This window comes from Paenibacillus sp. BC26, from assembly GCF_900116125.1.
Lineage (GTDB): Bacteria > Bacillota > Bacilli > Paenibacillales > Paenibacillaceae > Paenibacillus_Z > Paenibacillus_Z lignilyticus.
This window is the reverse complement of record NZ_FPAD01000002.1, coordinates 20,138-38,305: the sequence shown is the minus strand read 5'-3', so window position 1 is coordinate 38,305 and position 18,168 is coordinate 20,138. Positions and strand designations below refer to the sequence as shown.

19 protein-coding genes are annotated in these 18,168 nt (G+C 50.1%); 11 read left to right on the top strand and 8 right to left on the bottom strand.

Annotated features, from left to right (window positions below; genetic code table 11):
* Nucleotides 1-3: 3 nt before the first annotated feature.
* The 3 genes from BM412_RS16600 to ssuE all read left to right on the top strand — a co-directional run bounded on the left by BM412_RS16600 (nucleotide 4) and on the right by ssuE (nucleotide 4,483).
* Nucleotides 4-2,865, top strand: a complete 2,862-nt coding sequence (locus BM412_RS16600; RefSeq protein ID WP_256256390.1) for an ABC transporter permease — start codon at nucleotides 4-6, stop codon at nucleotides 2,863-2,865.
* A gap of 3 nt (nucleotides 2,866-2,868) precedes the next feature.
* Nucleotides 2,869-3,753: an ABC transporter ATP-binding protein gene (locus BM412_RS16595; RefSeq protein WP_090981728.1), complete on the top strand. Its 885-nt coding sequence runs from the start codon at nucleotides 2,869-2,871 to the stop codon at nucleotides 3,751-3,753.
* 169 nt (nucleotides 3,754-3,922) lie between these two features.
* A complete protein-coding gene (ssuE, locus tag BM412_RS16590) occupies nucleotides 3,923-4,483 on the top strand; it encodes an NADPH-dependent FMN reductase (protein ID WP_091220690.1) in 561 nt (186 codons plus the stop codon).
* Nucleotides 4,484-4,551: 68 nt separating this feature from the next.
* Here the strand turns inward: ssuE and pepF are convergent, their stop codons facing one another.
* The 3 genes from pepF to BM412_RS16575 form a co-directional block, all read right to left on the bottom strand.
* Nucleotides 4,552-6,342, bottom strand: coding sequence for an oligoendopeptidase F (gene pepF, locus BM412_RS16585; protein ID WP_091220687.1), 1,791 nt, complete (start codon nucleotides 6,340-6,342; stop codon nucleotides 4,552-4,554).
* Nucleotides 6,343-6,529: 187 nt separating this feature from the next.
* Complete coding sequence (locus BM412_RS16580; protein ID WP_091220685.1) at nucleotides 6,530-6,709, bottom strand: hypothetical protein; 180 nt, start codon at nucleotides 6,707-6,709, stop codon at nucleotides 6,530-6,532.
* A gap of 96 nt (nucleotides 6,710-6,805) precedes the next feature.
* The gene (locus BM412_RS16575) at nucleotides 6,806-7,039 is read right to left on the bottom strand and encodes a hypothetical protein (RefSeq protein ID WP_091220683.1); all 234 of its coding nucleotides are present in this window, start codon (nucleotides 7,037-7,039) and stop codon (nucleotides 6,806-6,808) included.
* Nucleotides 7,040-7,240: 201 nt separating this feature from the next.
* Between BM412_RS16575 and BM412_RS16570 the strand changes: the two genes are divergently transcribed.
* The 3 genes from BM412_RS16570 to BM412_RS16560 all read left to right on the top strand — a co-directional run bounded on the left by BM412_RS16570 (nucleotide 7,241) and on the right by BM412_RS16560 (nucleotide 9,402).
* A complete protein-coding gene (locus tag BM412_RS16570) occupies nucleotides 7,241-8,179 on the top strand; it encodes a methylenetetrahydrofolate reductase (protein ID WP_256256389.1) in 939 nt (312 codons plus the stop codon).
* A gap of 127 nt (nucleotides 8,180-8,306) precedes the next feature.
* On the top strand, nucleotides 8,307-8,504 hold the full coding sequence (locus BM412_RS16565) for a cold shock domain-containing protein (protein WP_090981718.1): 198 nt from the start codon (nucleotides 8,307-8,309) through the stop codon (nucleotides 8,502-8,504).
* Between the two features lie 172 nt (nucleotides 8,505-8,676).
* Nucleotides 8,677-9,402, top strand: a complete 726-nt coding sequence (locus tag BM412_RS16560; RefSeq protein ID WP_240548505.1) for a YebC/PmpR family DNA-binding transcriptional regulator — start codon at nucleotides 8,677-8,679, stop codon at nucleotides 9,400-9,402.
* A gap of 66 nt (nucleotides 9,403-9,468) precedes the next feature.
* On the opposite strand, the gene BM412_RS16555 is transcribed toward BM412_RS16560, so the two are convergent.
* Nucleotides 9,469-10,734 carry an MFS transporter gene (locus tag BM412_RS16555; protein WP_256256388.1) on the bottom strand — a complete coding sequence of 422 codons (1,266 nt, stop codon included), beginning with the start codon at nucleotides 10,732-10,734 and terminating at the stop codon, nucleotides 9,469-9,471.
* Nucleotides 10,691-12,022: a multi antimicrobial extrusion protein MatE gene (locus tag BM412_RS16550; protein WP_091220678.1), complete on the bottom strand. Its 1,332-nt coding sequence runs from the start codon at nucleotides 12,020-12,022 to the stop codon at nucleotides 10,691-10,693. Before BM412_RS16550 ends, BM412_RS16555 begins: the two co-directional genes overlap by 44 nt.
* Before the next feature lie 113 nt (nucleotides 12,023-12,135).
* Between BM412_RS16550 and BM412_RS16545 the strand changes: the two genes are divergently transcribed.
* From BM412_RS16545 to BM412_RS16525, 5 genes are all read left to right on the top strand, one after another.
* Entirely contained in the window at nucleotides 12,136-12,450 is a 315-nt protein-coding gene (locus BM412_RS16545; RefSeq protein ID WP_091220675.1) for a hypothetical protein, read from the top strand.
* Nucleotides 12,451-12,482: 32 nt separating this feature from the next.
* Nucleotides 12,483-13,565 (top strand): tetraprenyl-beta-curcumene synthase family protein, encoded by a 1,083-nt coding sequence (locus BM412_RS16540; RefSeq protein WP_091220672.1) that lies wholly within the window; start codon nucleotides 12,483-12,485, stop codon nucleotides 13,563-13,565.
* 50 nt (nucleotides 13,566-13,615) lie between these two features.
* The gene (pfkA, locus tag BM412_RS16535) at nucleotides 13,616-14,584 is read left to right on the top strand and encodes a 6-phosphofructokinase (RefSeq protein ID WP_091220670.1); all 969 of its coding nucleotides are present in this window, start codon (nucleotides 13,616-13,618) and stop codon (nucleotides 14,582-14,584) included.
* Between the two features lie 99 nt (nucleotides 14,585-14,683).
* The gene (locus BM412_RS16530) at nucleotides 14,684-14,887 is read left to right on the top strand and encodes a DUF3906 family protein (protein ID WP_091220668.1); all 204 of its coding nucleotides are present in this window, start codon (nucleotides 14,684-14,686) and stop codon (nucleotides 14,885-14,887) included.
* 71 nt (nucleotides 14,888-14,958) lie between these two features.
* The gene (locus BM412_RS16525; RefSeq protein ID WP_091220665.1) at nucleotides 14,959-15,489 is read left to right on the top strand and encodes an NADPH-dependent FMN reductase; all 531 of its coding nucleotides are present in this window, start codon (nucleotides 14,959-14,961) and stop codon (nucleotides 15,487-15,489) included.
* Nucleotides 15,490-15,578: 89 nt separating this feature from the next.
* Here the strand turns inward: BM412_RS16525 and BM412_RS16520 are convergent, their stop codons facing one another.
* The 3 genes from BM412_RS16520 to BM412_RS16510 all read right to left on the bottom strand — a co-directional run bounded on the left by BM412_RS16520 (nucleotide 15,579) and on the right by BM412_RS16510 (nucleotide 18,164).
* Complete coding sequence (locus BM412_RS16520; RefSeq protein ID WP_091220664.1) at nucleotides 15,579-16,823, bottom strand: putative glycoside hydrolase; 1,245 nt, start codon at nucleotides 16,821-16,823, stop codon at nucleotides 15,579-15,581.
* 173 nt (nucleotides 16,824-16,996) lie between these two features.
* Nucleotides 16,997-17,191 (bottom strand): hypothetical protein, encoded by a 195-nt coding sequence (locus BM412_RS16515; RefSeq protein WP_091220662.1) that lies wholly within the window; start codon nucleotides 17,189-17,191, stop codon nucleotides 16,997-16,999.
* A gap of 145 nt (nucleotides 17,192-17,336) precedes the next feature.
* Nucleotides 17,337-18,164: a YitT family protein gene (locus tag BM412_RS16510; protein WP_371264841.1), complete on the bottom strand. Its 828-nt coding sequence runs from the start codon at nucleotides 18,162-18,164 to the stop codon at nucleotides 17,337-17,339.
* Nucleotides 18,165-18,168: the final 4 nt, after the last annotated feature.

Below are 18,168 nucleotides of genomic sequence, written 5' to 3'. Positions count from 1 at the left end.
ACGATGATTTTTCGTAAAATGGCGAAGAATCGTTGGCTGCAGCTTAACTTATGGTTTGGGCTTACGATCTGCGTAGCACTGTTCAGCTCCATGCCGCTATACTCGCATGCGATTTTGCAGCGCACGTTATTTAAAGAGCTTCAACAGCTTCAGAAGGATCAGAACGTCTACCCTGGCTCATTAAGAGCTTCGACTTCGGTTTCCGGTACAAGAAACTTCGACGAAATCAGAAGTTTGATCGGCAAAGCGGATCGTTATATGTACAACGCGCCGCAGCGCCTTGGTTTGGATGCTCAGTCGTATATCATGTCGAGGGCAACGCAGTCGTTCAAGATTTTTCCTGTCGATGCCTCCGAACGCGAGAAGAAAGAAATGAGCGTGACGGGAAGCATTCGGACCGTCTCGGATATCGACAAGCGGGTGCATCTAATTGATGGCCGGATGCCGGATGCGAATCGCAGCGACGGCGTGTATGAAGCACTCGTAACGCAGAAGTTCATTATTGATCTTAAGCGTGATCTTGACCATGAGTTCGTCTATACGAATAAGGATACGGGGCAGCAGCTCCGCATTATTCCGGTAGGGATCGTGGAGTCGAAGCAGGACAACGTGTACGATCAATTCAATGTGGAATCGTATAATACTTCCTTCTATATTCCGTTCAAGCAGTTCAACCATGATTTTATCGAGACCCAAGGGCTGTTGAAAATATCGGTGCTGTCCTGGCAGTACTCGCTTAACTATGAGCAGATGAATATTGACCGGATCGACACGTATCTGGGTCAATATACAGCCATGAACAATTATTTCAACATGCGACTTGGCATTTCGTCGGTGGATATGCCGGCTAAGAATCCGATTGCTACGTATACGGTGAAGAAAGACAAGCTCGACATCATGCTCTGGTCCTTATATTCGCCGGTCATGTTCATGCTTGCGTTCTACTTGTACATGGCAGCTAATCTGATTATTGACAGACAGAAGACGGAGATATCCGTATTGCGCAGCCGCGGTGCAAGCCGACTGCAAATTATGCTCGTCTTTCTGGTGGAGAGCCTGCTGCTTGGTCTGTTGGCCCTTGCGGTCGGCCCGTTCATAGGCGTCTATTTCACCAAAATCTTAGGGGCTTCAAGCGGATTCCTGGAGTTCGTGCAGCGCTCCTCGCTGGATGTCGTGCTGAACAGCACCTCTTATAAAATTGCCGGCGCTGCCGTAATCGGCTCCATCATTCTCATTCTGGTTCCGGCATTCTTGGCTACGCGGATATCGATTGTAGGGCATAAACAGCAGATGGCGCGCTCCAACAAAATGTCTTTCTGGCACAAGACAGGCATAGACATCGTTTTACTGGGTGTGGCGATCTACATGTTATATGGCTTTAACAAACGGATGGCCGATCTGAAGGCGCTCGCACTGGATCCGAATGCGATCCAAGTCGATCCGCTGCTGTTCTTCATGCCTGCACTCTTCAGCTTGGGAACGGGGCTCTTCATTCTTCGGATCTATCCGTGGTTGATTAAATTGGTTTTCTGGATTGGCCGGAGATGGTGGACGCCTGCGCTGTATTCCACGCTCCTGCAGATCAGCCGTTCGTCATCGCAATATTTAACCATCAAGGTGTTCTTGATCATGACGGTCGCAATGGGACTGTTCAGCGCCAACGCGGCACGTACGATCAATGGCAACATGGAAGATAAGATTCAATACACGACAGGTTCGGATATTCAGCTGTCCGTTCACTGGGATAACGACAAGCCGCCTCCGGCGCCGGCAGGCATGCCGGCCATGGTCAATGCGGATGATGCGGGAGCGGTTCAAGCGCCGAAGGTTGTCACGTATACGGAGCCTTCGTTCATTACAATGACAGAGCTTGCCGGCGTGGATACGGCAGCGCGCGTGTTCCGCAAGGATGATGCCAATTTCTCAGCTAATGGGCAGAATGGCGGTACGTCCTTATACGGGATCGATACGTTTGAATTCGGTAAAGTAGCATGGATGCGCGGCGGACTGCTGGAGTATCCGATCAACAGCTACTTGAACCTGATTGCGAGTAATCCGAAGGCAGTGCTTATCTCCAGATCCATCGCCGACAAAATGAATGTGAAGCCGGGCGACCCGATCTCGGCGAAATGGGCAGGGCTCGACAGCGCGAATTTCATCGTTTACGGAATTATCGATTATTGGCCGGGATGGAATCCGCTGCCTCAGTCGGGCAACCAGGACGACCCGAATGTGCGGATGCCGAATTTGATTGTCGGCCATCTGTCTTACATTCAGAACCATCTTGCGCTTGAACCTTACGAGGTATGGATCAAGCTCAAAGAAGGCGCTACAAGCTCGGTGATCTATGAGGATTTGGAGAAGAAAGAAATCCCGGTTGAGGAGCTTGTGGATGCGAATCAGCTGCTGATTCGCTCGAAGAACGATCCGTTCCGTCTGGCGATCAACGGCGTCATGACGCTTGGCTTCGTCATTTCGATGATGATCAGCTTCTTCGGATTCCTATTGTTCTGGGTGCTTACGTTATCGGGCAGGACGCTGCAATTCGGTATATTACGGGCGATGGGAATCTCGTTTATGCAGATTATCGGCATGCTGCTAAGCGAGCAGCTGTTGACGTCTGCGGCTGCAATCCTATTTGGGGTACTGATCGGAAATGCGGTGAGCAGTCAGTTCGTTCCGCTGTTCCAGCTGTCCTTCAACGCTTCGGATCAAGTGCCGCCATTTGAAATTGTCCGTCAGCTAAGCGATTATGTGCAGCTGTACAGCGTCGTAGGCATTATGCTGACAATTGGGCTGGCCGTGCTCGGCATTCGGGTTTCGCGTATGAAAATTACGCAAGCGCTGAAGCTTGGGGAGGAATAAGACATGATTCATTGCGATGGGCTTGTCAAAATTTATAAGACGGACGACTTGGAGGTCGTAGCTCTGCAAGGGCTTGACCTTCATGTTGAAGCCGGCGAGCTGATGGCGATTATCGGCAACAGCGGCAGCGGTAAATCCACGCTGCTTAACATGCTGGGAGGGCTTGATCGCCCATCCGCCGGTAAGCTGCTTGTAGACGGCAAGGATTTGCTTAAATTTACGGAACGCGATCTGGTCAAATACAAACGGGAGACGGTTGGGTTCGTATGGCAGAGCAACGCGCGAAACCTGATTCCGTATTTGACTGCGCTGGAGAACGTGGAGCTGCCGATTCTGCTGAAAGGCCGAGGCAAACGGCTGCGGGCGCTCGAGCTGCTGGAGGCGGTTGGGTTAAGCCACCGCATCAAGAATCGGCTGAGCGAGCTCTCCGGTGGCGAGCAGCAGCGGGTAGCCATCGCGATTGCGCTCGCGAACGAGCCGAAGCTGCTGCTTGCCGATGAACCGACGGGCTCGCTCGATACGCGCATGTCCAATCAAATTCTGGACTTGTTCCGGGAGCTTAACAGCAGGATGGGCATTACGATCGTTATCGTTACGCATGATCCGTTGCTTGCGCGTAAGGTTGACCGGGTTGTTGCGATCCGCGACGGCAAAACCTCTTCTGAGATTATCAGACGGCAATCCTATGCGGAAGAACTTGCTGCGCTTGCGAACGGAAGCATCTTCGAAGCGGAAGAAAGCCATGTGGAATATGCCGTTATCGACAAAGCGGGTCGGCTGCAGATTCCGGCATCGTATCTGCAAGCGGATGAATTCAAAGAGAAGAATAAAGTGCGGGTAGAGATGGAAGAGGGAAGAATTATTTTGTATCCGCCGGAAGCGAAATAATAGGCAAAGATCCGGGAAGACTGGCCAGTACCTGCAGAGGCGAGTCTCCCGGATTCTTTTTCATCTATTCATAGTTTACATATCGGAATTCTGTTAGTATACTAATCCCATAAGATGGATTGCACGTGCAAGCTAAAATATAGCGATAAAACCGGGAGTGTGAGCAGCTATGCCGAAAGTAGTAATTATTTCAGGAAGTCCGAATCCGATTTCACGTTTGAACGGGTTGACCGATTACGCGGAAGCTAAGCTTCTGGGGCTCGGGTGGGAAGTGAGCTCGCTGCATGTAGCTTCGCTTCCGGCAGAGGATCTCGTATTAGCTCGCTGGGACAGCTCGGCGATTAAAGATGCGAACAAGCAGATTGCAGACGCGGACGCTGTCATCGTAGCAAGTCCGGTGTACAAAGCATCCTTCACCGGCGTGCTTAAGACTTACCTGGATTTGCTGCCGCAGACCGGCCTGGAAGGGAAAGTTGTGCTGCCGCTGTTCATTGGCGGAACGATTGCTCATTTGCTGACGATTGATTATGCCCTGAAACCGGTGCTTTCGGCGCTATATGCGCGTCATGTCTCCGCCGGCGTCTATGCCGTAGATTCGCAAATCAAGAAGACCGATGCCGGCGGCTTGCAGCTGGATGAGGAGCTGATTCAGCGTCTGGATGGAGCCGTGTCTTCTTTCGCCGAAGCGACGGAATTGTTTGCTTCGCTGCGGACACCGTCCCAGCCGTAATAACCGCGCAACGAGAAAGAGCAGCCCGGTTGGGCTGCTCTTTCTCGTTCTTAGGAAGTGGAAGCAGCTTAAGAAGTCAGCTGCTCCATTTGCTCGATCAATTGTTCGAACACGCTCATCGCTTGCTCGATCGGTTCCGGGGTCGACATATCGACGCCGGCTTTCTTCAAGATATTAATCGAATAGTCGCTGCCGCCGCTCTTCAGGAAGCCGAGGTAACGCTCCACCGCAGGGGCGCCTTCCTCCAGGATCTGCTTGGAGAAGCTGGTAGCCGCGGAGAAGCCCGTCGCATATTTGTACACATAGAAGCTGGTGTAGAAATGCGGGATACGTGCCCATTCCATCTCGATGTCTTTATCGATGACCATGCCTTCGCCATAGTACAGCTTGTTCAGGTCGTAGTAGATTTTACTGAATTCCTGCGGCGTCAAGGAATCGCCTTCCTCAGCGCGTTCGTGAATGATCTTCTCGAATTCCGCGAACATCGTCTGACGGAATACCGTTGTGCGGAATTGGTCGGCATAGTAGGTCAGCAGGTACATTTTTTCTTTCGGATCGGTCGACTTCTTCAGCATATAATCCATGAGCAGCGCTTCATTGAGCGTCGAGGCCACTTCGGCCAAGAAGATCGTGTATTGCGCGTCACGGTAATCCTGATTGTTGTCGGAATAGTAGGAGTGAAGCGCATGGCCCATTTCGTGCGTCAAGGTGAACATGCTGTTCAGGTTGTCCTTGTGGTTGAGCAGCACGTAAGGGTGCGTGCCGTAAGCGCCCCAGCTATATGCGCCGCTGCGTTTGCCTTCGTTCTCGTATACGTCGATCCAGCCTTTATCGAATCCATCCTGCAGCACGGTCAAATAATCGCTGCCCAGCGGCTTTAAGCTCTCGCTGACGGTTTTCTTCGCATCCTCGAAGGTGATGTCCATCTTGAACTCATCTACAAGCGGTGCGAATAAGTCGTACATATGGAGCTCATCAACTTTCAGCAGCTTCTTGCGAAGCTCCATGTAGCGATGCATGAGCGGAAGATACTTATGAATGGTGCTGATCAGGTTACCGTACACTTCTTTCGGAATGTTGTCTCCATAGAGCGACATTTCGAGTGTAGAAGGATATTTGCGAGCACGGGAGTAGAACAAGTTCTTCGTTACATTCGAGCTGAGCGTGGAAGCAAGTGTGTTCTTAAGTTTGCCGTACGTGTCGTACATCGCTTTGAAAGCACCTTCGCGCACTTCACGGTTCTTGCTCTCCAGAAACTGTATGTAACGGCCATGGGACAATTCAACTTCTTCGCCGTTCTCGTCTTTCACTTTCGGGAATTTCAAGTCGGCGTTGTTCAGCATGCTGAAGATGGTGCCCGGAGCTTGGCTGATGTTACCGACCTGCGCAAGCAGCGCTTCTTCGGATTTGGAGAGTACATGCGCCTTCTGGCGGCTCATTTCTTCCAAGGTGTGGCGATACTTAGCAAGATCCGCGTTATTGATCATGCTTTGGAGCGCTTCGTCGGAGAGACTGAGCACCTCAGGCGTGATGAAGGAGAGCGCTTCGCCGGTTTCGACGCTCAGCTTCTTGGATTTGTCGGAGAGGGCTTGGAAACCCGGCTCAGCCGTATCCTCGTGATGTTTCATGTTCGCGTACACATAGAGTCGCTCTACTTTGAGCGAAAGCTCGTCCTCAAGCTCGAAGCAAGCTTTGAGCTGTGCAGGGTCTGCTAATTTGCCTTGATAAGCTTCTACTTTCTTCATCTGCTCTTTCGCTTGCGCATATTCCTTGTCCCATGCGGATTGATCCGCGAAAATATCCTCCAGCTGCCAGCGGTGCTCAGCTGCGGTTTCGGAGCGTTTTGGTACTTGGTTCATGGGAACCCTCCTCGCATGATGGTTGGTAGATGTGGCGGAATCAGCAGAATGGGGTACTTCACGCTGCAAGCCGGTAGCTTGACTTGATTGCAGCAGTGAGAGCGATAATAGGATCGGCAGCCATTTCACGCTAGAAGTCACGCTCCCTGAAAGGTGGTGACTCTAGTTTGACCCGGCAGGCGGTTCCTTATGTCCCCATTATTGTCAAACTGTACACGATCAGGAAAAAGGCAAATGCAATAAATACGATCGCTGCGATGGCAAGTCCTCTGCGCAAGCTGGGCGGAATATTATTCCGCTGCATGATGATGACGACCCCAAGTGAAAAAGCGGCAATGATGAATATAATCGTAGATGTCTTATCCACTTATATGTAGCTCCCCTCCGCACAACCTATGCAGGTTGGTACATGGTTATGTTCGATAAACAGGATGAATTTTCCTCCTGCGCGCAAGCCTCGAATTTAGACCGATCTGAAGGCTTCCATGATAGCTGCGAGTTCTTCTTCGCGGCCTGCAAATTCAGATGGGCGGAAGCGGTTCTCAGCCCAGTGCAGCATTTCCGGGCGGCTGACGAATGTATGGCATTCTTCGCCCCATTGATCGTTGATCTCGCGTACAATCAGTGTTTTGCCTTGTACTTCAACGTTGAGCATATTGTATTTATCTGTTTTATAAATTTGAACCTTTTTAAACATAAGGACCATCCCTCTCTGTAAATAGCTTGATGCTTCATACAATGATAGCCATAAAATAGGGTAGAAATCAAATATTTCATGGTCTTATGCCGTCAACTAAAGCGGCTTTCGGGGGAGAAAAGGATAACCGGATTTGGTTCGCGAATTACTTATGAGGTCGAATAACAGCCAGTGAATTAATTAATCGAAGGAAGTGGAGAAGTGGATAGCTTGCTAAGAGAGAAAATACTCAGAAGAGAACCGGGCATCACTACATATGGCATGACACCGCCTAAGGAGTCGAATACTGCCGAGAAAATCGCCGAAATCGCTCAGAAGCAAGTGGAGCGACTGGAAGGTTTACAAATAGACGGTTTAATCTTGTACGATGTGCAGGAGGAGAGCGATCGCATCGAGCAAGACCGGCCGTTTCCGTATCTGCGGACAGTCGATCCCACGACGTACAGCAATGAGTATCTGAATCAATTAGCGGTTCCCAAGATCATTTACCGCTGTGTCGGCAACTATTCAGCGAATCAGTTCTCGGAATGGCTGCAGGCAGAATCGGATCAAGACCGATTCTCCGTCTATGTTGGAGCTTCCTCAAGCAAGCAGGCGACGAGCATGCGGCTCCCGGAGGCGTATGAGCTAAGTCAACGCATGGATCCGAACCTGACCTTCGGCGGTGTTGTCATACCGGAAAGACATACGATGAAGAACGATGAGCATCTTCGCGTGATACAGAAAATGAACAGCGGCTGCCAATTCTTCATCTCGCAGGCTACGTACAATATAGAAGCGACCAAAAATTTCTTATCGGACTACTACTATTCCTGCAGAGATCAGGAAATCGACATGGTACCGATCTTGATCAATGTTGCGCCTTGCGGTTCGCCGAAGACATTGGAATTTATGAAATGGCTTGGCATCAGCATTCCGAAATGGCTGGAAAATGACTTGAAGCATTCCAATGATATTTTAGATAAATCCGTTACGCTTTCGCATCGCATGTTCGAAGAAATTTTCGATTTCGGATTGGAGAAGGGGATTCCGCTCGGGTGCAGCGTAGAGAGCGTTTCGACGAGAAAAGTTGAAATTGATGCTTCCGTGGCCCTTCTGAATGAAATCAGAGCGACGATTGCGAAGAAACTGGTCAAGTAGTCCAAGATTCTATTATCACAACTCGTCCTTTTTGTCAACATTTAATTGCACAATAATGGGCATCGAGTGTATAATAAAGCAAGTCGCCCGGTTTTACGGTCGCGCTCATTTTTAGGAGGTTGTTCATTTGAAAGGAACAGTTAAATGGTTTAACGCAGAAAAAGGCTATGGCTTCATTCAAGTAGAGAATGGCGAGGACGTGTTCGTTCATTATTCCGCAATTCAAGGCGAAGGCTTCAAGTCGCTGGATGAAGGTCAATCCGTAGAGTTCGATATTACACAAGGCAATCGCGGGCCGCAGGCGGCAAACGTTACCAAACTGTAAGCTATGCAGCTTCCACCGGGAAGCTTCTCATAAGTAAACGCCATAGATAAGCCCGACATGACGATGTCGGGTTTTTTTTATTTGTTTGGAGGCCTTTGACCTCAACATGGACAAGATGATAAACTGATGAATGGAAATTATTTTACCTCTGCTAAGGAGCGAATTAGAGCTTATGAAATTCAAATTGTTTAAAGACCGTAAAGGGAAGGCCGATCAGGCTAAAAATAATAAATTCGTTAAGCTCGCAAGAGAGCTATACGTTCATGCGCGTAAAGGCGGACCGAATCCGGAGTCGAACTTTGCCTTGAAGAATACGATTGCGGCGGCTCGTGCCGAACAAATGCCGACAGACAGCATTGAACGTGCGATCAAGAAGGCTGCAGGCGCCAATGATAATGTGGAATATGAAGAAATCATGTATGAAGGCTACGGCCCTGGCGGTACCGCGATCATGGTTCGCTGCTTGACGGATAACCGGAACCGCACGGCTGCGGATGTTCGTTCGATCTTCAATAAACGCGGCGGGAATATGGGCGAGAGCGGCTGCGTTTCCTATATGTTCGATCAGAAGGGACTGCTCGTCATCAGCCGTGAAGAGCTGGATACCGATGAGGATACGATGATGATGCAGGCGCTGGAAGGCGGAGCAGAGGATGTTATCGTCAATGAGGAAAGCTTTGAAGTCATTACGCATCCGCATGAGTTCGAAGCCGTGAAGACGGAGCTTGAGAAGCTTGGGCATAAGTTTGAAACGGCGAGCGTTCAATGGCTGCCGCAAAACACGGTTTCCGCAGAAGGCGAAAATGCAGAGAAGCTGCAGAAGATGATGGATGCTTTCGAGGATAATGAGGATGTCCAAGACGTTTACGTCAATTTCGAACTGTCGGACGAAGAATAGATCTTGATAAAAGCCCCCTTGACCAAATGGCGAGGGGGCTTTTTATGTGGATAGGAGCATGTCAGACTAGGCATCGCGATCGATGTAATGTTTTGCAAGGAAAGCAACAGCTGCGACTAAGGCAAGTGTCATGGCCAGTTGGAAGAAGGCTGTTCTGCCGAACTGCTGGAAGACTGCGCCGCCGGCAGTCCCGCTTATTGCGCCGGCAAAGCCGCTCCAGACGATTGCGTAAACGGCCTGCCCGGAGGAGCGAAACTCATCCGGAATGATGGAAGACAAGTAACGCAGCGCCGTAACCATGTAGATCCCGAACGTAATGCTGTGCATGGCCTGGATCGGAATAATCCAGATCGGGTCTGTTATTTCGCTGATGAGCCAGAAGCGCAGGGCATACATCAGGCTGGCGATAGCCAGCAGGGGAAGCTCCTTGAATTTATGTCCGTACTTGCCGAGCAGGTACAGGATCGGGATTTCACTGATGGCGGAGATCATCCACGCAATGCCGACAAGCGAGTTGTCCGCACCCATTTCCCGCATCGTGACGGCCAGAAAGCCTTCATACATCCGATGCGCGATGGAAACAACCAGAACGATGGCGAAGTAGCTGAGGATGCTTGGCTTGCGAATGAGCTTCAGGAAACCGCCGAATCGGATTTTTCGCTTCGTACCTTGATAGTCCTTAAGTGTAAAAGAAAGCAGCAAGGCAAGACTGATCGAGCCGACGGCCAGCGGGATAGTCGCTGAAGTACCGGTTACTTTGATGAGCTGGCCGACCAGAAACGCCGAGAATGCAAAGCCCAGTGATCCGAATACTCGAATGAGCGCATAGGGCTTGGATGTAAATTGACTGGATAACAGAATCAGGCTGTCGCTAAGCGGATTGACAGGCGTCTGAAAGAAATAGAAAGCCAGCATAATGAAGCAGACAATAACGAAGGCATCCGTCGTAAAGAGCAGGGAGACCATGGCCAGTTGTCCAAACATGAGAAGCGTCATTATTTTCTTAATGGTACGATAGCGGTCGCTTGCTGTTCCGAAGATGATGTTCGCGAAAATCGAAATGAACGGCCCGGTTGAATAAATGATGCCAATCTGACCCGCCGTATAACCGCGGTCCATGAAGTACAACGGGAAATAAGAGACGACAAGTGCTTGCGTAGTATAAATAACGTACATAAAGAATCGCAGCATGAACACTTCTCGCGTCTTCGACCCAGCTGTGGAAGCGGCTTGCACGTTATCGGCGGAAGCGCTGTTTAGGTTTGATCGTGTAGAGCCCACAATAATTTCACTCCAAATCTGCTGCCTGCCTAGACATTGTTTTGTCCGCATGTCCGACGACTCGCCTGATCGCGATCGCGATGAACAGACATTCTGCGGCTACCCCAATCGATTGTGCCCATGCGCCGATTGCGCCATTCCAGCCCGGTGTCAGCATAATGCATAGAACCGAGGTTGCTACCGTGAACAATAGATTCACGGATTGTGAGCCCAAGATGATGCGCGTCTGGCCGCGCACCATAATGAGTCCGTTGCCTACATCCAGCCACGGCAGCGCCAAGGCGAGCAGGACGAATGGCTGCATGGCTCGGATGGTTTCCGATTTCAGTTTCCCTTCAACGCCCATGACATGGCCGACGATGAAATCGCCTGCCGGCGTGAAGGCCAGAAGAGCGACGAGCAGCGTTGGGATGAAGCCAAGCAGCAGCGTGAATTTACGGACAGCTTTAGCATCGATTTTATAGAAATTCAGTACGATTTGATGGAAATAGGTAAAGAAGCTTAAGGTGAGCTGTACCAGACTCGCTGCCAGCGCAAAGGAAGCAATGGACAACGCCGCATCGCTTGTTTTGCCGAGCAGTATATTGATGGAAGGCCCGATCCAAACCGCGATCAGCGTGGACAGCAGCAATGGACGATAGAACGAGAATACTTGCCTGAAGTTCTGAATGGCATGCTGTTCTACTTTCTCCGGCATCTGCTTGACCAGCGAGGAGCCTTCAAGATAACTAACCAATGCTTCGATCATCATCCCGGCTAGGAAAATAACAGCGCCGACCGTTCCGCTTGTTACCCCTTTGTTCATAAAATACACAGCAATGCCGTACATTCCGACAAGCCGCAGCGCCATGCCGATCGTCAACCATTTGGTGCGTAAATGATAAATAATGACGCCGTGATACAAACAGCGGATGCCTGAGAAAATACTGACGAACATGAGAATTTGATAGACATCCAAAATATGCGGAACGAGGTCGTCATCTGCGCCGAATAGTCCTCCGAATATCCAAGTGCCGAGCGGTGAATAGCAGATGACCATACCGAGTACCAATATGGCTGCGAACACAACTTGGCCGACTCGCAGCATAGCGCGGAAAGACTGCTTGTCGCGCACCAGTGCCGAGCATGTCTGGCGCAGCAACACGGCCGGCCTTTCCGTTATAATAAGCAGACTCATGGCAATGGCATAACTCGCGATGACGACTTTCTGATTGGCTGCATGTGCCAGTGTACTATTGATTATGACGTGTGAGATAGTTACGAGAGAGGCTGAAAGTCCCAGCGGCAAAAAAAAACGCCATAGCTGTCTCATCGACACAGAGCCTGGCTGTTTCCCCATAGTTCGTTCTCCTTGCAAGCGATATGTACCTCAGTATAGCATATGGCGAACAAGTTTTCGCGCTGGATTTGTACTCTATGAAATGGTACATTATTTGTTGGAGGTTTTGAGACGTGAACCAATTTTTTAGTTGGAATGACCGGCTTGGAATCCCGCTTCCGTCCCTCCATCAGGATTGGGACATGTACAATGAAAGGGATCGCACGTTCATTGTGACAGAATGGGAGATTATTCGCGGGACGATTCCCGACCGCGTAATCGCATTGGAAGCGGTAATTAACGTGAAGCAAATTCAACTGTTTGAAGAAGAGAACTTTGAGCGTTCATGTACCATTAACTCCGATATTGCCGAGCTGGCAAGCCGGATTAATGATTTACATATTTGGTACCGCATGAATCAAGAAATTGAAAATAAGCGCCATTCCTAACAAGCGGAGTGGAAGAAGGAGGGCGCATCCCGATGCAACTAACAGCTTTAGCCCGCCAAATGCCGCAAACGCCTATTCGATTAATGTACCGGGTATACAAATATGTACTGCCGGAAGTTAGGGCCGAACTTGCAAGACTGCGTGTCATTGCCGAGCACATTCCCGACGATGAGCTGCGTACGCAAGCGATAGCCAGTATGACGAGTAAGCAGTTTCACTGTGAAGGAGGAGGCATTTACGCCGCCGCCAATTTGCAGTTCAGGGATGTGCTCGTTCCGCTCATCGTTGCTTTGCAGACGATCAGTGATTATTTGGACAACTTATGCGACCGAAGCACTTCGCTCGATGCGGATGATTTTCGATTGCTTCATCAATCGATGCTCGATGCCGTAGACCCGAACGCGCCGCTGCGTGATTATTACGCACTGCGGGCAGAACGCGACGACGGGGGGTATTTGCATGAGCTGGTGCGCACATGTCAAGCCTGTATAAGGAAACTGCCATCGTATTCGGCCGTGCAGCCTTATGTGACGGAGCTTGTCGGACTTTATGGTGACTTGCAGGTACACAAACATATCGTCAAAGAGAAACGCGAGCCGGCTTTGCTTGCATGGTGGGAGCAGCATCGTCACCTTGCGCCGAATTTTAAGTGGAACGAGTTTGGGGCGGCAACAGGCTCCACACTGGGTATGTTTATGCTGTTTCTTGCCGCTTCGGATGAAGGCTGCGGCAGCGAAGAAGCGCTTCAAGTGCGTAACGGCTATTTCCCGAATGTTTGCGGTCTTCATATTATGTTGGATTATTTGATCGACCAAGAAGAAGATCGGGTAGGCGGAGACTTGAATTTCTGCAATTACTATTCCAATCAAAGTGAATTGGTGACGCGAATCGGAGACATCGTCGAAGGTGCGCGCCGGGATGTGAGCGGGCTGCCTGCTCCGAAGTTTCACCGCATGGTAATCGAAGGCCTGCTCGCCCTATACCTGTCCGATCCCAAAGTCCGGGGTCAGAAGGATGTGCAGCTCGTTTCGAAGCGCCTAATGCGGAAGAGCCCGCTCACGCGGCTGTTCTTCTGGGGAAACAGCGTTGTTATTCGATTGCGTCAATTTAAATAAAGGTAGGATCATGAAATCACAGATAAAGATGAAAGAGGAGTGGATTTGCAATGTCAGCAGTAAAATCAATTGCCGTTCTTACAAGTGGTGGAGATTCTCAAGGGATGAACGCAGCGGTTCGCGCCGTTGTCCGCAGTGCTTTATATCATGGACTTGAAGTGTATGGTGTACAACGCGGCTATCAAGGCCTGCTTAATAATGATCTTCGTCAAATGGATCTTCGCAGCGTAGGGGATATCATTCAGCGCGGAGGTACCATTCTTCAAACTGCTCGCTGTAAAGAGTTTCTGACGCCGGAAGGCCAACAGAAAGGTGCAGAAGTACTCCGCGAGCGCGGCATCGACGGTCTTGTCGTCATCGGCGGAGACGGTTCCTACCAAGGCGCCAACAAGCTCTGCAAGCTGGGCATCAAAACAATGGGATTGCCGGGAACGATCGACAACGATATTCCGTTCACCGATTACACCATCGGATTTGATACTTCGGTTAGCATCGTGGTGGATGCGATCAACAAGCTGCGCGATACGATGACTTCGCACGAGCGTTCTTCGGTCGTAGAGGTTATGGGCCGTCATTGCGGCGATATTGCGCTGTATGCCGGTTTGGCGAGCGGTGCGGAAACCATTATCGTACCGGAAGTTCCGTTTGATTTGGATCAAGTTGCAAACCGCATGAAAGAAAACTTCAGCTCCGGCAAACGCCACAGTATCATCGTTGTTGCTGAGGGCGCTGCAAGCGGTGAAGATATCGGAAAAGGCATTACGGAGCGTTGCGGAATGGAGCCTCGTGTTACCGTTCTGGGTCACATTCAGCGCGGCGGAACGCCGACGCACAATGACCGGATCCTTGCCAGCCAACTGGGCGACTTCGCTGTTCGGAAGTTGATGGAAGGCGATTCCGGCAAAGGCTGCGGCATTATCCGCGGCGAGCTCGTTGTGACAGACATTGATAAAGTAGTAAACACGAAGAAACCGTTCAACATGGATCTCTACAACCTGGCTCTTCGTTTATCTCAATAAATGAACTTAAAGCCTTATATGCGCGTCTGCCGGGGAGTATGGTATGGTCCCGATTGACTGCCCGTATAAGGCTTTTCTATTAATTAGGAGGTTGGAAGGATGTTCTTGTACAAGATCGAAATCGAAATGGAAGATACTTCGGCGCATCTGATTCTGCTCGCGGAGACGGATGAGAAAGCGTTCTCGTTCGTAGAGAGCCATGTTGCGCGTCATTATATCAAAATGCCTGTCCTGAAGTCGGTTGCCATCGTGGAGAAGAAACGGACCGAAGTCGGTTCAGGTTACCTGATTCCCCAATCATAAATTCCTTTATTGACCAATGATACAAAACATACTATTATGTATGTAAAGTAGAAATTGGAAGGGGAATATTTATGCGCATTACGATTATCGCGGGAAGCAATCGCCCGGAATCGACCAGTACCAAATTGTCCAGATATATCGGGAAGTTTATGGAGTCGGAAGGCCATGAGGTTACCGTATTCGACCTGTATAAGCAGCCGCTGCCGTTCTACGGCACGCACGAGGATACGAATCCTAACCTCGCAGCATTGCGTGAATCGGTATTTCACAGCGATGCAGTCGTGCTCAGCACGCCTGAATATCACGGAAGCATCTCCGGCGTGTTGAAGAATGCCCTTGATTTCCTTGGCGGCGACCATTTTGACAGCAAAGCCGTTCTTTCTATCTGTTCTGCCGGCGGTGCGGTAGGGGTAAGCTCGCTTACCCAATTGCAAGCCATGGTGCGGAACATGCACGGCATCAACTGCCCGGAGTGGATCTCCATCGGTGGCGCGGCACGTCAATTCGAAGCCGACGGTACCCCGTCATCCATAGATGTCGTAACCCGCGTTCACCGTACCGTACCGTATTTCTTGCAATTGGCAGCGAAGCTGCGCAAGTAAATTAGCTTCGTAAGCTATAAACGCAAAACGCTCTGCAGCCCTGTCGGAATTCATTCCGAGCACGGCCAGCAGAGCGTTTTGCGTACCATTTAGAAATTGGCGTCCGCCGTATAACGATTGTTCGCGTTCCATAGTAAATATTCATGAATGCCGGAATCCTGCAATGCTTTAATCTGCGCGTCCACTTCGGCTTTGCCGTATTTAATATAATGCCCTTTGCCAAGCCAGCTTGCGGTGAAGTCTTGAATCCAAGGTCGGATGATCGGTTTATAAGATCCGATCGGATCCAGTTTCTTGTGCGTGTCTACCATGGCACCTTTGATGGTCGCGTAAGGGTCCTTATCCGGATCCTTCACTTTGAACCAGCCTGTGCTGTAATGACTTGGATAAATCATCGGTGCGATGACATCCACATATTTCGATATTTTCACAAAATCTTGCCCGATTCCTTCGGCGGCCGGCACGGAAGCGGCGTAGCCGAATATATCCACCGATACGCGCACGCCGAGCGGCTCTAGCTGGGACTTCGCATATTTCACGAATGCCGCGATCGTGTCTACTCGCGTATCTTTATTTTTCTCGAATTTCAGGGAGTCGGCTTTCTTCTCGAAGCCTTCCGGGAAGCGGACATAGTCGAACTGAATTTCTTTAAAGCCGAGCTTCACGGCTTCTTTTGCAATCGCAATGTTGTAATCCCATACTTCTTTCTTATAGGGGTTGACGAAGCTGTCGCCCTTGCCGTTCTGCCAGATCGATCCGTCCTTACGCACGAAGGACAACTCGGGATGACTTCTGGCAAGCACCGTATCCTTAAATACTACGATCCGTCCGATTGGGTATACCTCATGTTTCTTCAGACGTTCCATCGTTTGACTGATATTGCCGATGAATTTCTTTGGTTTGCCGAGCTTTAACAGCTCTGGATTGGTAGTGGGATAGGTAATGTAGCCGTTATCATCCTTCAAATCGATGACCATGCTGTTCAATGGCGTAGTATCGAGCAGCTTCAGCAATGATTCCATTCGAGCGCCGCCGGCACTGTGAGCCGTTACATAGATGCCTTTCACTTCGGGCGCATCCGGCTGCGGATCATGTTTGACGAATTCGGTTCCCGCATTCGAACCCGTGCCTGTGCCTCCGGGAGCTGCGGTACCCGTGCCCGAATTCGTTCCTGGCTGTGTCGTACCCCCGGGACCATTCGGCTGCTGCGAATTCGGAGCGGCTAACATAGTAGCGAGCAGTTGGTGGGTAGAGGCGGATTGCGCACCTGCTTGCGCATCGGATCCGGTTAAGACATGAAACAACAATAACAAAGTAGAAACAATAACATCCATTTCAGTTCTCTCCCCGTCTGCCAAGTCAGTAAAATTATAATTCAGTTTCGGATGAAGGCACAGAGGTATTTTGTAGGAATTTGTTAGAAATTAAAGAGGAGGGGGAGGCAGCCGCTTTATTGAAGCAAAAAAAGAACGAGAACCGATTGCTCGTTTCTCGTCCGGGTAGTTCTCTATTGCAAAAGCACTTCTCTTTGATGCTCGCAAATGCTTTGCTGCACAATCTCCATCGCGTCCTCAGGTTCCAGCAATGCCAGTCCATCCCGCAGCACGATATTCAAATTCAATTCCCGCTCCGTGAGGAAAGGCACTAATTCCGGTGCTAGCTTTTCCACAATCTGTAATAGTCTGACCGTTTCCATATCCATGAAGCATCACCCTTTCATCGTAATGGAGGGTAAAACGTATGGCACGAAACAAATTCAACGGGATAGCTATATTATAACAGCAGCGAATTCAAAAACCTAGTGTTCAGCAAACAATTTCCATATTAGCCGATGCCCGTTTTGCGAATTAAAGGGAAGGCTTGCGGAATTCGCCCATTACGCCGACGGTTTCTACAATATTTACGAATGCGCGCGGGTCCGTGCTTTCAATAATTTTGCGCAGCTGGTTCAATTCGAAGCGAGTTGTCACCGTCATCAGCATGTCATTCTCTGCATTCGTGTAGGCGCCGCGCGTCTTAATGACGGTTACGCCCCGGATCAGCGGAATCATGGCGGTGCGCATTTCTTCGGTCTTCGTAGTGACGATAAAGACGGTTATCTTCACATGACTAATATGAATGAGGTCGATGATTTTACCTGTCGTAAAGATCGACAGCAAGGAGAATAACGCGATATCCCAGTCTTTGGTCAGCATTCCCAGTGCGGCGATAACGGTCCCGTTCAAGACGAAGATCAGCATGCCGACCGATAAGTCGCGTTTGCGCGTAATAATGGCCGCTATTATATCGAAGCCGCCGGAGGAGGAGCCTACACGAAGAGCCAGTCCGCTTCCGAAACCGATGACGACGCCCCCGAAGACCGCGCCAAGCGTTAAATCCTCAACCATGGGGTTGACCGGAACAAGCTGCATGAAGAGCGTCGTAGCCGCAACCGAGAACGCGCTCCAGCCGACAAAACGCAAGCCCAGTACCCGCCATCCCCAGATTAAAATAGGCACATTTAGAATAAAATAAAGCCAGCCAATGTTTAGGCCGGTCGCATACCCGGCAATCATCGTAATGCCGGATACGCCGCCGCTGATCATTTTGTGCGGAATCAGAAGCTGGTTAAAGCCAAAAGCGATCAGCAAAGCACTGATCAAAGTCGTTGCTGCAGTTCGTGATGTTCTCAAAATTGTT

Excerpts from the sequence above, each read along its gene's own strand:
- BM412_RS16600 (WP_256256390.1), top strand. The coding sequence starts at position 4 with ATGATTTTTCGTAAAATGGCGAAGAATCGTTGGCTGCAGCTTAACTTA.
- BM412_RS16595 (WP_090981728.1), top strand. The coding sequence starts at position 2,869 with ATGATTCATTGCGATGGGCTTGTCAAAATTTATAAGACGGACGACTTG.
- ssuE (WP_091220690.1), top strand. The coding sequence starts at position 3,923 with ATGCCGAAAGTAGTAATTATTTCAGGAAGTCCGAATCCGATTTCACGT.
- pepF (WP_091220687.1), bottom strand. The coding sequence starts at position 6,342 with ATGAACCAAGTACCAAAACGCTCCGAAACCGCAGCTGAGCACCGCTGG.
- BM412_RS16575 (WP_091220683.1), bottom strand. The coding sequence starts at position 7,039 with ATGTTTAAAAAGGTTCAAATTTATAAAACAGATAAATACAATATGCTC.
- BM412_RS16560 (WP_240548505.1), top strand. The coding sequence starts at position 8,677 with ATGAAATTCAAATTGTTTAAAGACCGTAAAGGGAAGGCCGATCAGGCT.
- BM412_RS16555 (WP_256256388.1), bottom strand. The coding sequence starts at position 10,734 with ATGCGGACAAAACAATGTCTAGGCAGGCAGCAGATTTGGAGTGAAATT.
- BM412_RS16550 (WP_091220678.1), bottom strand. The coding sequence starts at position 12,022 with ATGGGGAAACAGCCAGGCTCTGTGTCGATGAGACAGCTATGGCGTTTT.
- BM412_RS16540 (WP_091220672.1), top strand. The coding sequence starts at position 12,483 with ATGCAACTAACAGCTTTAGCCCGCCAAATGCCGCAAACGCCTATTCGA.
- pfkA (WP_091220670.1), top strand. The coding sequence starts at position 13,616 with ATGTCAGCAGTAAAATCAATTGCCGTTCTTACAAGTGGTGGAGATTCT.
- BM412_RS16530 (WP_091220668.1), top strand. The coding sequence starts at position 14,684 with ATGTTCTTGTACAAGATCGAAATCGAAATGGAAGATACTTCGGCGCAT.
- BM412_RS16525 (WP_091220665.1), top strand. The coding sequence starts at position 14,959 with ATGCGCATTACGATTATCGCGGGAAGCAATCGCCCGGAATCGACCAGT.
- BM412_RS16520 (WP_091220664.1), bottom strand. The coding sequence starts at position 16,823 with ATGGATGTTATTGTTTCTACTTTGTTATTGTTGTTTCATGTCTTAACC.
- BM412_RS16515 (WP_091220662.1), bottom strand. The coding sequence starts at position 17,191 with ATGGATATGGAAACGGTCAGACTATTACAGATTGTGGAAAAGCTAGCA.